The sequence below is a fragment of the Bacteroides faecium genome (assembly GCF_012113595.1).
GTDB lineage: Bacteria > Bacteroidota > Bacteroidia > Bacteroidales > Bacteroidaceae > Bacteroides > Bacteroides faecium.
In genome coordinates this window covers 6,620,388-6,633,905 of sequence record NZ_CP050831.1, presented here as the reverse complement: position 1 = coordinate 6,633,905, position 13,518 = coordinate 6,620,388, and the positions used below count along the sequence as shown (strand labels likewise).

The 13,518-nt window shown below is 48.4% G+C and carries 8 protein-coding genes and 2 pseudogenes; 6 read left to right on the top strand and 4 right to left on the bottom strand.

The features are described from left to right. Window positions 1-8: 8 nt before the first annotated feature. Window positions 9-3,014 (bottom strand): annotated as a pseudogene (locus BacF7301_RS25195) (SusC/RagA family TonB-linked outer membrane protein); the annotation flags it as partial. A gap of 333 nt (window positions 3,015-3,347) precedes the next feature. On the opposite strand from BacF7301_RS25195, the pseudogene BacF7301_RS25190 reads away from it, so the two are divergent. After that, window positions 3,348-3,563, top strand: a pseudogene (locus tag BacF7301_RS25190) (carboxypeptidase-like regulatory domain-containing protein); the annotation flags it as partial. Window positions 3,564-4,293: 730 nt separating this feature from the next. Here the strand turns inward: BacF7301_RS25190 and BacF7301_RS25185 are convergent. Then, entirely contained in the window at window positions 4,294-6,543 is a 2,250-nt protein-coding gene (locus tag BacF7301_RS25185) for an inorganic phosphate transporter (RefSeq protein WP_167966939.1), read from the bottom strand. A 414-nt stretch (window positions 6,544-6,957) separates the two neighbouring features. On the opposite strand from BacF7301_RS25185, the gene BacF7301_RS25180 reads away from it, so the two are divergent. Continuing rightward, window positions 6,958-7,197 carry a hypothetical protein gene (locus tag BacF7301_RS25180; protein ID WP_073344453.1) on the top strand — a complete coding sequence of 80 codons (240 nt, stop codon included), beginning with the start codon at window positions 6,958-6,960 and terminating at the stop codon, window positions 7,195-7,197. Continuing rightward, entirely contained in the window at window positions 7,163-7,588 is a 426-nt protein-coding gene (locus BacF7301_RS25175) for a putative toxin-antitoxin system toxin component, PIN family (RefSeq protein ID WP_044654114.1), read from the top strand. The genes BacF7301_RS25180 and BacF7301_RS25175 overlap by 35 nt, the downstream gene beginning before the upstream one ends. Before the next feature lie 126 nt (window positions 7,589-7,714). Here BacF7301_RS25175 and BacF7301_RS25170 read toward each other — a convergent pair whose 3' ends face one another. Beyond that, entirely contained in the window at window positions 7,715-9,799 is a 2,085-nt protein-coding gene (locus BacF7301_RS25170) for an RNA degradosome polyphosphate kinase (RefSeq protein ID WP_167966938.1), read from the bottom strand. 55 nt (window positions 9,800-9,854) lie between these two features. On the opposite strand from BacF7301_RS25170, the gene BacF7301_RS25165 reads away from it, so the two are divergent. The 3 genes from BacF7301_RS25165 to rfbB all read left to right on the top strand — a co-directional run bounded on the left by BacF7301_RS25165 (window position 9,855) and on the right by rfbB (window position 12,526). Further along, window positions 9,855-10,349 carry a metallophosphoesterase family protein gene (locus BacF7301_RS25165; protein WP_167966937.1) on the top strand — a complete coding sequence of 165 codons (495 nt, stop codon included), beginning with the start codon at window positions 9,855-9,857 and terminating at the stop codon, window positions 10,347-10,349. A gap of 149 nt (window positions 10,350-10,498) precedes the next feature. Continuing rightward, window positions 10,499-11,368 carry a glucose-1-phosphate thymidylyltransferase RfbA gene (rfbA, locus tag BacF7301_RS25160; RefSeq protein WP_167966936.1) on the top strand — a complete coding sequence of 290 codons (870 nt, stop codon included), beginning with the start codon at window positions 10,499-10,501 and terminating at the stop codon, window positions 11,366-11,368. 21 nt (window positions 11,369-11,389) lie between these two features. After that, window positions 11,390-12,526 carry a dTDP-glucose 4,6-dehydratase gene (rfbB, locus tag BacF7301_RS25155; protein ID WP_167966935.1) on the top strand — a complete coding sequence of 379 codons (1,137 nt, stop codon included), beginning with the start codon at window positions 11,390-11,392 and terminating at the stop codon, window positions 12,524-12,526. Between the two features lie 2 nt (window positions 12,527-12,528). Here rfbB and BacF7301_RS25150 read toward each other — a convergent pair whose 3' ends face one another. Next, complete coding sequence (locus tag BacF7301_RS25150) at window positions 12,529-13,419, bottom strand: 1,4-dihydroxy-2-naphthoate polyprenyltransferase (RefSeq protein WP_167966934.1); 891 nt, start codon at window positions 13,417-13,419, stop codon at window positions 12,529-12,531. Window positions 13,420-13,518: the final 99 nt, after the last annotated feature.

Below are 13,518 nucleotides of genomic sequence, written 5' to 3'. Positions count from 1 at the left end.
TTAGCTAATTAGAATTTCACATTTACACCAAAACCATAGCTGGCAGTTCCCGGCAGGGAGAAACGCTCGAAAGCTCCACCCATGTTGTCGTTACCTTGTGATGCTTCGGGGTCGAATCCTTTGAGTTCAGACCATACGATGAGGTTACGTGCAAACACGTTCACGTCTACGTTCAGCCATTTGCTGTTGTACACCGGATAGCTCACCGAGAGTTCGCGCAGCTTGATGAATGACGAGTTGTAGATGTAAGACTCGTTGATGGAGCGCAGACGCGTATAGTAAGATTGCGCGTCGGTCACGGCGATGTCGTTGGTTGCATATGTCGGGTTGCCTTTCGCGTCCGTACCCGTTTCCTTCACGGAGTTGGGGACTACGAAACTGCCGCCGTTACGCTTGTCAGCCGTCTCTTTGGTGACACCGTAGAAGTTCATTTCGCCTGCCGTACCGCAGTACATCTGTCCGCCCTGTTTCCAGTCGAAAACGGCAGAGATGCGGAATTTGTACAGTTCGATATTCGTGTTGAATCCCAGACGGAAATCCGGAGAAACACGGCCGATAACATCGTCCTCGCCCACCTGCGGAAGCCCGTTGGCGTCTACTACGATTTGTCCGGCGCTGTTGCGCTTGTACGTGCTGCCATATACGACGGGGAATTTCTCACCGATACCGGCACGCACCTGCGGAGTGACGAAACCACCCAGGTAGATGCTTTCCACGCCCGGAGCCAGTTCGTCCACGTAGTTGTCAATCTTCGAGAAGTTGAACGCCAGGTCGAGCTTGAAGTTGCGGTTGTTCACCGGCGATACGCCCAGCGTGATTTCGTGAGCGTTGGTGTGAATCTTACCGCCGTTCATAATCATGCTGTCATAACCCGTAGAACCGCCCAAGGGCACTTCAAATATCTGGTCTTTCACGTTCTGGCGAGAATAGGTATAGTTCAGGGTGAACAAGCCGTTGAAGAACGTCAGGTCGGCACCGATTTCGTAAGATTTCGTGTTCTGCGGTTTCAAGTTGGGGTCGTACACCTTATAATAAGGTATATACGCCATCGTACCGTTGAGCGGATAAGTAATCGGCGTGCCGTTGAAGAATCCGCCGCCGTAGCTCGGAGTGTAGTAGTAACTTTCCATGTAGTCGCCCGCCATACCTACTTCGGCATACGAAGCACGCAGTTTACCGAAGGTGAGGATATTGTTTTTCAACGGTTCCAGTTCGGTGAATACAAAGCCCAGTGACACGGACGGATACGTGAACGAACGGTTGCCGCGCGGCATGTTCGAAACGACGTCGTTACGGATGGTTCCGTTCAGGTAAACCATGTTCTTCCAGGCGATGGAGAGGTTGGCGAAGTTACCTACGGTACGTTTCTTCTTGTACGATTTCTCGCTGAGGTAGCTCGATGCGTTGTTCAGGTTGTTCCAGCCGGGGAAGTTGAAGTTTGCGCCGTACGAGTAGTTGTGCTGCGTCTTCTTCTCTACAAGCTCGTTACCTATCAGGGCGTCCAGCACCCAGTCCTGCGTGATGTCCCAGCGGTAAGAAGCCGTGAGCAGGGAGTTCAGTTCGTTGATGGTGTAGGAGTATTCGATGTCCTCGCCGTAGTCAGCCATCGTACTGCCGTATCCGTAGATTTCGCTGTAATTGCTCGTGTAGGCGTCGTCACCGATTTGGTATTTCACGTCCAGCTTGTGGTTGTCCGTACCGAATTTGGTGGTGAACTTCACGAACGCGTTTCCGAAGAAACGTTGCGAACGTTCGGTGAACACGTTGTTGTCTACCGCCCAGTAAGCATCGTCAATCCATGCCTGGCGGTAAGTATTCTGCGTGTAAGGGTCGCCTTCGATGTGCGAGGGGATGCCTTTCATGTCGTAGCTCACGGGAGCGTTGTAGATGGTAGCCGTCACGCCGGAGTTGGCGGTAGACTGCTTCTTGATTTTGGAAGTCACGAAGTTACCGTTGAAACCGGTCGACCAGTTGGGACTGAGCTGCACTTCGGCAGACAGTTTGGCGTTGTATCTGTCCATACCTGTGGTGGGGATGATACCTTCCTGATGCGTGTTACCCAAGGAGAAAGAGTAGCTGCCCTTTTCCATATTTTGGGAAACGTTGATATTGTTGCTCCACGTGACACCCGTTTCAAAGAAGTCCTTCATGTTGTTGTAAGCCTTCGGGGTAGCCCACGGGTCGAGTCCGGCTTCGGCACGTTGGGGAACGTAATATTGTCCCTGGTGCTTGCCGAGGCTTTGCGTGAAAGCATTGTCCGTGTTACCACCGTAAACGGGGTCGTTGGCGAGTTCCGAGATTTTCGGGCCCCAACTGTGTCCTGAGTACGGAGAGTACTCGCCGCCGCTGCCCTGCGCGAATTCCTTTTGCAGTTCGGGCAACGTAGATACCACGTCGAAAGAGACATTGCTGCGGAAGTTAATCACCGGCTTGCCTTTGGCAACGCCTTTACCGCTCTTGGTGGTGATAAGAATCACACCGTTCGAAGCACGCATACCGTACAGGGCGGACGCTGCCTGGCCTTTCAGGATGTTGATGCTTTCGATGTCGTTGGGGTCAATGTCCACCGAACGGTTCGCATAGTCGGTACCGTAAGCACCGCCGTTGGCGTAATCCGTAGTAGACACGTCGGCTGCCGAGGCGATGGGCATGCCGTCGATTACATATAAAGGTGTGTTGTCACCCGTGAACGAGCGTGAGCCGCGGATGGTAATTTTGGACGATGCGCCCGGCATACCGGAAGACGGAGCGATGTCCACACCCGATACTTTACCTTGCAAAGCTCCGGCAAGGTCGGTGTTTGCTGCGCGTGTCAGGTCGTCGGACTTCACATCTTGAACAGCATAACCCAGCGCTTTCTTTTCGCGTGAGATACCCATCGCCGTGACTACCACCTCATCCAAAGCCTTGGCATCACTTTTTAATACTACTTTGATAACTCCGGGCTTGATAGCCACCTCTTGCGAAACCATTCCTACATAGGAAACGCGCAAAGTCTTAGAAGAACTTGGTAGCCGGACTTTCCGCTTTCACTATCGTTAATAGTCCTTTAGTACATTTATAGGTGAAAAATGACGAAAAGTTATCCGAATGAGTGGATTCACGATGTTTTTGTATTCAAAACCTCCGTTTTTAACACTTTCTTTCTGCTAGTGATGATGTTTTAAAAGTTGCTAAATCAAAAACGTTTTGTTTTAAACTCTTGTTTTACGATGCTCTCGTGCTTACAGTATGATAGTTTTTAGTTAAAAGTGTAACACATTTTTCGCTTTTTCATAATTTGTGTTATCTTTGCAACCTGTTAGAGACAAAAAATCTGTTTATAGGTTAAATTTAAGAGAGAATTTATGAAAAGAAAATTGATGTTCTTTATGACCTTCCTTTTTATAGGTATAGGTCTGATGACAGCGCAAACGTCCGGAGTTACCGGTTTGGTAACCTCTGAAGAAGATGGGCAACCTGTCGTAGGTGCTTCAGTATTGGTGAATGGCACTTCCCTTGGTACTATCACTGATATTGACGGTAAGTTTACAATCAACAATGTACCAAGTTCTTCTAAGACTTAATCCCCTTTTTTCTCCCTTTTCCTCTTTCCTTTTTCTTCTATCTTATTGCTAATCAGCTTTTCTGTTTCGTATTTCGCAATTTAACATTTTACTTTGTTTTCGGTTACTGAAACTACCCTTACACGCTTTTGTGGATTTAGTGTTCTTGGCTGTTTTCCCGTTTTGGGCGGCGGATGCTGGGGTTCTACCCGATTAGTGGGGGATAATTTCTGTTTTTCATCATAATCTCTTTCTTCGTTATTTTTATCAGTATTTCGTTGTATGTACTCTCAGACTCTGCAAGGAGTAAGGTAGATAAGCCCTTTTGCAATTTAGGTGAGATGTTCATTATTGTACGGTAATGAACTGTTTCAGCCTATTCTGACAAGGGTATATTCTCACTGCAATGAGAAAAAGTTCTCATAGCAATGAGTATTTATTCTCATTACTATGAGTATTTTTTCTCATAGGGATAAGTACAGTTGAGAATATTTACGGAAGTTTTTTTGAATTATAATTGTATGAGTTTACCTCATTTTCGTACCATAATGAACATTTCAACTAAATTGCAAAAGAACCAATAATAAGGTAAAAGGACAGAGAAACAAATGTTTCCCTGTCCTTCTGTTGGATTATTCCCATGCAAATTTGATTCCCCAATCAAATTATTCTTTTATCCTTGCAAACGAATACATAATCGTTTGCATGGACTTTTTGTTATTTATCGATTGGCGGGTAGCCGGTTGTTTTATGGCATTTCGCTTTCCATTTGGAATTTGCGGCTTACTTTCATCAGGTTGATGGTATAAGTCACTACGTTCTGCGCTTCCTGAACCATTGTCAGGTAGACCATGCTCACGCGGATGCTTCCCGGTTGGCTCTGGATACGTTGGAGTTCCTTGCGTTTCAATAGGGAAAGTTGGCCGTTGAGGTCGTTGGCACGGCGGACTTCTTCTTCCAGGTTGTTGTACTCGTTGTTTTCCAACTTCTTGCGGCATTGTTGAATCAGGTAGGTGATGTCTTCGGTGGCATCGCTGAATTCGCCTTTCTGAATAGCGTCCAAGGGGTTGAAGTTGTTGTCGATATGTTCCAGACACGGTTCGCAGAGACGGGAGATGCTGTACACCAGTTCGCTGGCGAAGTCATTGCCTTGGTAGTAATAGAGTCCTTTATCGAGTACGGTGTTGTTGTCGAGACGGCACATGGCTACGGTTCCTGTGCGCTTCATCTGTTTGATGAGTTGCTTCTCGAACTTCGTGGAACCCATGGCACGCCGCAGTCCGCGGAGGTTCTCGTGCAGGAAGGAAGTGACGGTGAGTTCGAAGTTCGTTTCTGCGTATTCCAGTACTTTGGAGAGTTCTTCGCGGGTGTGCTGGCGCATCAGTTGAAGAGCTTCTTCGGAGTTGGAGGTCTGCATAAGTTGTTTCAGGGTTTCGTTGCCTTGGGCTTTCGCTTTGCGTTTCTTGTACATCACTTGGCTGCGTATCAGGATGAATACAGCGAGGGCGATAAGTGCGATAATGGAGATGTTGCCACCGTAGTGGAGCACGAGGGCGACGAAGAAACAGATGGTGAAGGCTGCTCCGGCGGTGATGAACCAGCCACCGATGACACTAAGTACGCCGGTGATACGGTAGACGGCGGAGTCGCGTCCCCAGGCACGGTCGGCAAGCGAGGTACCCATGGCTACCATGAAGGTGACGTAGGTAGTGGAGAGGGGAAGTTTCAGTGAAGTTCCCAGGGCGATGAGCAGACCTGCCAGTACGAGGTTGACCGATGCGCGGACAAGGTCAAAGGCTGCTCCGTCGGCGATGATGGCTTCGTCTTTGCGGAAGCGGGAGTTGAACCATTCTTTTGTGCCTGAAGACATGATGCGGGAGATACTGTTGGCCATTGTCATGCTGATGCGCACTACGGTGCGGGCTATCGGGGTGCTTCCGAAGGTTTCTTCGCCTTCATCCTGGCGGGAGAGGTCGACGGATGTCTTGATGACGGCGTGGGCTTTCTTGGAAGTGCAGAGGGCGTAGACCATGACGGCTCCGGCGCCGATGAGGAAGTACCACGGAGTTTTGGCGGGGCCTAGCAGGGAGGTCATCAGGAAGCCGTTGGCGTTGCCTGCCCCGTTGGCGGTGTAGTCCATGAAGGAGGAGAAGCCTGCGAGGGGGACGCCGATGAAGTTGACGAGGTCATTGCCGGCGAAGGCGAGGGCAAGGGCGAACGTACCCATGAGGACGACGACTTTGAAGACGTTGACTTTGAGCCAGTGGAGCACTTGCATCAGTATGGTGAAGAATACGAAGAACGTGGCAATGAGAAGCCAGGTGTTTTCTTGTATCCAGAGTTTGTTGTCGGGGGTCATGAAGGAGCTGTCTTTCAGCCCTTTGATGAGCATGAAGTAGATGATGGATGTGGCAGCGATTCCGCCGAAAAGGGCGATGCTGTATTTCATCTTTTTCTTATAGTTAAAGGTGAAGATGACGCGGGCTATCCACTGAACGAGCATTCCGAAGAAGAAGGCGATGGCTACGGACACGAAGATGGCCATGATGACGGAGAGGGCTTTGTCGGTATTGATGAGGTCGCCTAAGCCGAGGGTGTCGCTGTTGTGTACTTTGATGAGGGAGAGGGCGAATGTTCCGCCAAGAAGCTCGAAGACGAGGGAGACGGTGGTAGAGGTGGGCATGCCCATGGAGTTGAATACGTCGAGCAGCACTACGTCGGTCAGCATGACGGCGAGCAGGATGCACATGATTTCGGCAAAGTAGAAGTGCTCGGGTTGGTAGATACCGTGACGGGCGATGTCCATCATTCCGTTGGACAGGGCGGCGCCGATGAAAATACCGATGCCGGCTATGAACAGGATGGTTTTGAACGAGGCGGCTTTGGCGCCCACCGCGGAGTTCAGGAAGTTGACTGCGTCATTGCTTACGCCGACGATGAGGTCGAAGACGGCAAGGACGAAGAGGAAGATGATAATGCATAAATAAATTGTCTCCATAAAATAAATATAGGTGTGTGTATGTTACTTTTTCGGGTACAAAGGACGGGATTTCAGGTTGCAGGGAGGTGTCATATGTGTTACATTTGTGTTACAATGGGGGAATGTTCTTTCTTTTGTCTTGAAACAAAAGAAAGAACCAAAGAAAAATTCAAGGCTTACTTTTTTCTCCTACTCGCTTCCTTCACTACGCTAAAGGGCAGAAACTCGCTTCGCTCAAACAGTCTGCCCTTCTTGACGCTCCGTTACGGGCACTCGCTTGACGGAGAAAAAAGTAGGCCGGGGGAGCCATGCGGGGGGGCTTGTTGCGGAAGGGATTATATGGTGGGATAGGTGGGGAAAGTATTTATTCCGTTCTGTTTGTTTGGATGATGGAAAAGTGTATCTTTGTAAAAAAGAAAAGGAGGATAGCATATGGATGCGATGTTAAATTTGAGTTATAATCAGATATTGAATCTGGTTCAACAACTTCCGCCACGTTCTAAGTTGAAATTAGGACGGACACTTACCCAACAGGCAACAAGGGCGGAATTGAAACATTTTCTGGATACTTTCCGTACGGACGAAATAACTGAGGATGATATATTAGCTGAAGTGAAACAGGTTAGAAAAGAAAGATATGAGCGTCGCAAGAAAGAAACGGGTAATCGTTGATACGAATTGCTGGATTAGTTTTTTGATTGGACGACGGTTGGGAAAACTTGTGACATTGTTGTCTGACGAGAGAATAGAGCTCGTGTTATGTTCGGAATTGTTAGAAGAATTGCTTGAAGTAACCCAACGACCTAAATTTACCCGTTATTTTCCGTTAGAGGAAGTTGAGTCTTTATTGGAGTTCTTACGTTTACGTTGCTCTTTTTTTACTCCGACGGAAAATATAAAACTTTGTCGGGATATAGAAGATGATTATTTATTGAATTTGGCACATGTGGCTAAAGCACACTATTTAGTAACGGGTGACAAGGACTTATTGGTTCTAAAACGCATAGAACGTTGTAAAATAGTTGATGTAAAAGAGTTTGAAGAAGTATTCCGTGAGAAATGATATTTTTTTATGGAGTGATGATGCGGCTCTCGCTTTATTGTTCACTAATACTGGTACACATTCGGATTTGTTTTTAAGGAAATACTAATATATGTATGGAAGAAAATGAGGGTGCTCGAAGCGCCCTCATTTTTTATTCAGCCAGTCATAGAAGCTGTATTGCGCCCGGACGCTTGGTGTGCCGGGTGTTCTTTTTTTGAATATGTTTTGCAGGCGGTCGTCCACCCAGCAGGCTTTTTGGTTGTCGGCGAGTTGGATGTTGAGCATTTCAATCAGGCTGTCGCGCAGGTCGGGGGCGAGGATGGGGGTGATGGCTTCGATGCGGCGGTAGAGGTTGCGACGCATCCAGTCGGGAGAACCCATGAAAACTTTGGGGCTGCCGTTGTTGCCGAAGTACCAGATGCGGGCGTGCTCAAGGAAACTGTCTACAATACGGGTGACACGGATGTTACGACTGTATGACTGACCGGGGATGAGGCAGCAGATGCCGCGGACGATGAGGTCGATTTGTACGCCGTGTTCGGATGCTTCGTAGAGGCGGTCTATCATAGTGGGGTCTTGAAGGGCGTTCATTTTGAGGATGATACGTCCTTGTTTGCCTTGGTCGGCGAGGGCTATTTCGCGGTCGATGAGGCGGTTCAACTCGGGGATGAGGTTGAAACGGGCGACGAGCAGGGTGCTGAACTTCGGGCTTTCCTTACCTTGGAGAGTGCGGAAGAGGTTGTAGAGGTCGTTCACTATCTCTTTGCGGCAGGTGAAAAGTCCGCAGTCGGCGTAGAGGGTGGCGGTCTTCTCGTTGAAGTTGCCGGTGCTGATGTAGGCGTAGCTGGGGAGCTTTTCGCCGTTCAGTCCGCGGCGGCGGATGAGGGCTACCTTGGCGTGGACTTTCAGGCCGGGGATGCTGTATATTATTTTGATGCCGGCGGCTTGCATCATTTCGGCGGTGGCGAGGTTGTTCTCTTCGTCGAAACGGGCTTTCAGTTCTACGAATACGGTGACTTTCTTGCCGTTTTGGGCGGCGGCTATCAGGGTGTTGATGACGGCGGAGTTTTCGGCTACGCGGTATTGTGTCACCATGATTTCACGGGTTTCCGGGTTGTGCACGGCTTCGTAGAGGAAGTGGATGAAGTGCTCGAAAGAGTGGTAAGGGTAATATAAGAGTAAATCCTTTTGGGCGACGTAGTTGAAGATGGATTCCTTTTCGTCAAGGATGGTGAGCTTCATCGGCTTCGGCTTCTCAACCGTGTGCAGGGATTTGTTCGGGTTGGGGAGATGGCGCAGGTCTTCCAGGTTCAGGTGCTTGTCGCCGGTGACGAGTTCGTCACGGTGAATGTGGAAGGCGTCTACAAGGAAATCCAGGAAGTCTTGCGGCATGGCACGGTCATAAACAAAACGGCAGACGTCGCCTATCTTGCGTTTCTTTACTTTTTTCTTCAGTTGGGCTACGAGGTCGGCGCTGCTGGCGGTGTCGTCAATCAGAATGTCAGCGTCGCGGGAGATTTTGATACAGTAGCTCGAATCAATGTCGTAGCCGGGGAAGATAAGGTTGAGATTCGCTTTGATGATGTCTTCGGTGAACATCAAGTAGTGGTTCTTCTCGTGAGACGGGAGTTCGATGAAGCGGGGGACTTTGGCGTACGGTTGCTTCATGACGAAGTAGTAGGGGATGCGCTGGTCGTCTTTTTTTGAGGCGTCTGCCTTGGCGGCATCGTTTTTCAGGTAGACACGGATGGCAAGATAAAGCCGGTTGTCTCGCAGGAAGGAGACGATTTTATCTTTGGATACGGGTACCGGTTGCAGGTAGGGGAAGATTTCTTCTTTGAAGAAGTCTTTGATAAATTTCTGGTGGAACGGTTCTACGTGTCTGTCCTGATAGAATATGATATGGTTTTTGCGCAGGGCGGGCAGTATCTTTTGTTCGTAGATGCGCACACGGTCGTCCAGTTGCCGGTTGACTTCCCGGTTGATTTCTTCTACGAGTTCGCGGGCGGATTGTACGGTTTCTTCGTCGCTTTCCGTAGCTCCCGAAGCGACCGCTTTATGGTCGGCCACACGGATTTTGTAAAATTCTTCGAGGTTGGAAGAGTAGATGGAAATGAAATTAATGCGCTCGTAGAGCGGGAGATGCTCGTCCAAAGCTTCCATCAATACGCGGTAGTTGAATGATAACCAACTGATATCTCGCTTAAAATAATTATATTTGCTTTCCATGTGCTTTAAGATTTTTCCAAATATAGTATCTTTGTGGGATTAAACAAAGAATTTTATGACAAGAATTGGATTATTATCAGATACTCACGCTTGCTGGGACGAGAAATACCTGGAATATTTCGAGCCGTGTGACGAGATTTGGCATGCCGGAGACATTGGTTCAGTGGAAGTTGCGGAGAAGTTGGCGGCGTTCCGGCCGTTCAGGGCGGTCTATGGAAATATAGACGGGCAGGAAATCAGGAAGCTGTTTCCACAGGTGAACCGCTTTACGGTGGATGGTGCGGAGGTGCTGATAAAGCATATCGGCGGTTATCCGGGGAAGTATGACCCTTCGATAATCGGCAGTCTCATGGCGCGTCCGCCAAAACTTTTTATCAGCGGACATTCGCATATACTAAAGGTGAAGTATGACAAAACGCTCGATATGCTACATATCAATCCGGGGGCGGCAGGGATGTCGGGCTTTCATAAGGTGCGGACATTGGTGCGGTTTGTAATCGACCAAGGGGCGTTCAGTGACCTGGAAGTTGTCGAGCTGGCAGATAAATAATGTGTTGATTCGCCAATGTGATGTTGTCCGATTAAACGATAGGGCAGCAAATAGGCAGGTCGGCAGATTGAAATATTGGCTCATTATTTTTGTCATTTCAGATTTCTTTCCGACCTTTGCACACAGTTAATGATTTAACTTAGACGAACATGAAAGGAATTATTCTCGCCGGGGGAAGTGCCACCCGTCTTTATCCGCTTTCTAAAGCGATTTCCAAACAGATTATGCCTGTGTATGACAAACCGATGATTTATTATCCATTGTCTACGTTGATGTTGGCGGGAATACGTGAGGTGTTGATAATCTCGACTCCGCGTGACTTGCCGATGTTCCGCGACTTGCTGGGAACGGGTGAAGAGTTGGGAATGTCTTTCTCTTATAAGATTCAGGAGCAGCCCAACGGATTGGCACAGGCTTTCGTCCTGGGTGCCGACTTTCTGAACGGCGAACCGGGATGTTTGATTCTTGGTGATAATATGTTCTACGGACAGGGATTTTCCGCTATGCTTCGTCGGGCTGCCAGTACGGAGAAAGGGGCTTGTATCTTCGGTTATTACGTGAAAGACCCGCGCGCTTATGGTGTCGTGGAATTTGACGAACAGGGAAATGTGATTTCTTTGGAAGAAAAGCCGAAAGTGCCGAAAAGCAATTATGCCGTGCCCGGACTCTACTTTTATGATGCCAGCGTGACGGAAAAAGCGGCGGCTCTTCGCCCTTCGGCACGTGGGGAATATGAAATAACGGATTTGAACCGCCTTTATCTGGAAGAAGGTACGTTGAAAGTGGAGCTGTTCGGACGCGGATTCGCTTGGCTGGATACGGGAAATTGCGACAGTCTGCTGGAAGCTTCCAATTTTGTAGCTACCATTCAGAATCGTCAGGGCTTCTACGTGAGTTGTATCGAAGAAATAGCCTGGCGTCAGGGATGGATTCCGACGGAGCAGTTGCTTCTGTTGGGACAGCGACTCGAAAAGACCGAGTATGGCAAATACCTCATCGAACTGGCGAAACAACCCTAAAATCAACATAATAAATAAAATATGAAAACTTATCTAGTGACTGGTGCCGCAGGTTTTATCGGTGCGAATTACATTAAGTACATCTTGGGCAAGTATAGCGATGTCAAAGTCGTGATACTGGACGCTCTGACGTATGCAGGTAACTTGGGAACGATTGCCAAAGACATCGACAACGAACGCTGCTTTTTTATCAAGGGAGATATTTGTAGCCGCGATGTGGTAGACGGTCTTTTTGCTGAGTATCGTTTTGACTATGTGGTGAATTTTGCTGCCGAAAGTCACGTAGACCGCAGCATCGAAAATCCGCAACTGTTCCTGATTACGAACATTCTCGGGACACAGAACTTGTTGGATTGCGCACGTCGTGCATGGGTGATGGGTAAAGACGAACATGGTTACCCGACCTGGAGAAAGGGTGTACGTTATCATCAGGTATCTACCGATGAGGTGTACGGCTCGCTCGGAGCCGAAGGGTATTTCACCGAGACTACCCCGCTTTGTCCTCACAGCCCGTACAGTGCTTCCAAAACGAGCGCGGATATGTTCGTAATGGCTTATCACGACACGTATAAGATGCCGGTTACAATTACCCGCTGTTCAAATAACTATGGTCCGTATCATTTCCCTGAGAAGTTGATTCCGTTGATAATCAAGAATATCCTCGAAGGAAAGCATCTGCCTGTCTATGGTGACGGCAGCAACGTGCGCGACTGGCTTTATGTGGAAGACCACTGCAAAGCGATTGACGTCGTAGTGCGTGAAGGCAAGGAAGGTGAAGTGTACAACGTAGGCGGACACAATGAGAAGACAAATCTCGAAATTGTGAAGCTGACTATTTCTACCATTCGCCGTCTGATGACGGAGAACCCCGAATATCGCAAGATTCTCAAGAAGAAAGTGAAAGATGCCAACGGTGAGATTTCTATCGATTGGATTAACGAAGACCTGATTACTTTCGTCAAAGACCGTTTGGGACACGACCAGCGTTACGCTATCGACCCGACGAAGATAACAGATGCTTTGGGCTGGTATCCCGAAACAAAATTCGAAGTCGGAATTGTGAAGACTATCGAATGGTACTTGGAAAACCAGGCTTGGGTGGAAGAAGTTACCAGCGGCGATTATCAAGGTTATTACGAAAAGATGTACGGGAAATAAATTCAAAGGATCATTCCGATAGATAAAAGAATACCCATAAGCAGCATATTACGCGAAGTCTCGCCTAATATGCTGTTTAATTTTTTACCACTGTAGATTTTCACCATCCGTTTCCAGGTGAGGAAATGAGGAATCAGGTAAAGCTGTGGGAGAAGGGCGGCATAGATATGTCCTTCAAAAAGGAAAAACAGGCAGAGGAGAGAAGCCGCAATCCCCAATGTCAGATAGAAGTAGCGCCCGAACTTCTCGCCGAAACGGACGATAACCGTTCGTTTTCCGCTCCGTGCGTCCGCTTCGCGGTCGCGGTAGTTGTTCACTACCAGCAAAGTGTCGATAAGCAGTCCGCAGACAAGGGAAGCGACGGTGACGTCCGGTGTCCATGTCAATGCTTGCACATAGTAAGTTCCACCTACGGGTACGAATCCGAAAAAGACAATGACCAGTATATCTCCCCAACCATTGTAGGAGAGGGGATAAGGCCCCGTAGTATAAAGAAAAGCAAACAATACGCAAAGTACTCCAACAATAATAAGCTCCCATCCGGCAAAGAAAAGCAATGTGCAACCGATAAGACAGGCAAGGGCAACGGTCACAATAATTCCTGTTTTCATCGCTTGTGGAGAAATCCATCCTTGCGCACAGGCGCGTTCAGGACCCAGGCGGTCTTCGCGGTCGGTTCCTTTGAGAAAGTCGAAAAGGTCATTGATGAAATTGGCGGCAATCTGCATCAAACTCGCAAACAGGCAGCAGACGAGTGCGGGCAGCCAATGAAAATGTCCGTCCATCGTGGCAAGTGCCGTACCTATCAAGACAGGTGTAATGGCTCCTGTGAGTGTCTTGGGACGTGCTGCTAATATCCATGCTTGTAATGAGTTACGCTTTACTGCTTCCATACTTTTATATATTATAAAGAGTTTTGACGGACAAAGATACATGATTTTTCGTATCTTTACGCCCCAAAAAACTTCAAACTATAGAGAATCTATGGAGAA

Coding starts and splice junctions, on each gene's coding strand:
- BacF7301_RS25185 (WP_167966939.1), bottom strand. CDS start 6,543: ATGGAGACAATTTATTTATGCATTATCATCTTCCTCTTCGTCCTTGCC.
- BacF7301_RS25180 (WP_073344453.1), top strand. CDS start 6,958: ATGGATGCGATGTTAAATTTGAGTTATAATCAGATATTGAATCTGGTT.
- BacF7301_RS25175 (WP_044654114.1), top strand. CDS start 7,163: ATGAGCGTCGCAAGAAAGAAACGGGTAATCGTTGATACGAATTGCTGG.
- BacF7301_RS25170 (WP_167966938.1), bottom strand. CDS start 9,799: ATGGAAAGCAAATATAATTATTTTAAGCGAGATATCAGTTGGTTATCA.
- BacF7301_RS25165 (WP_167966937.1), top strand. CDS start 9,855: ATGACAAGAATTGGATTATTATCAGATACTCACGCTTGCTGGGACGAG.
- rfbA (WP_167966936.1), top strand. CDS start 10,499: ATGAAAGGAATTATTCTCGCCGGGGGAAGTGCCACCCGTCTTTATCCG.
- rfbB (WP_167966935.1), top strand. CDS start 11,390: ATGAAAACTTATCTAGTGACTGGTGCCGCAGGTTTTATCGGTGCGAAT.
- BacF7301_RS25150 (WP_167966934.1), bottom strand. CDS start 13,419: ATGGAAGCAGTAAAGCGTAACTCATTACAAGCATGGATATTAGCAGCA.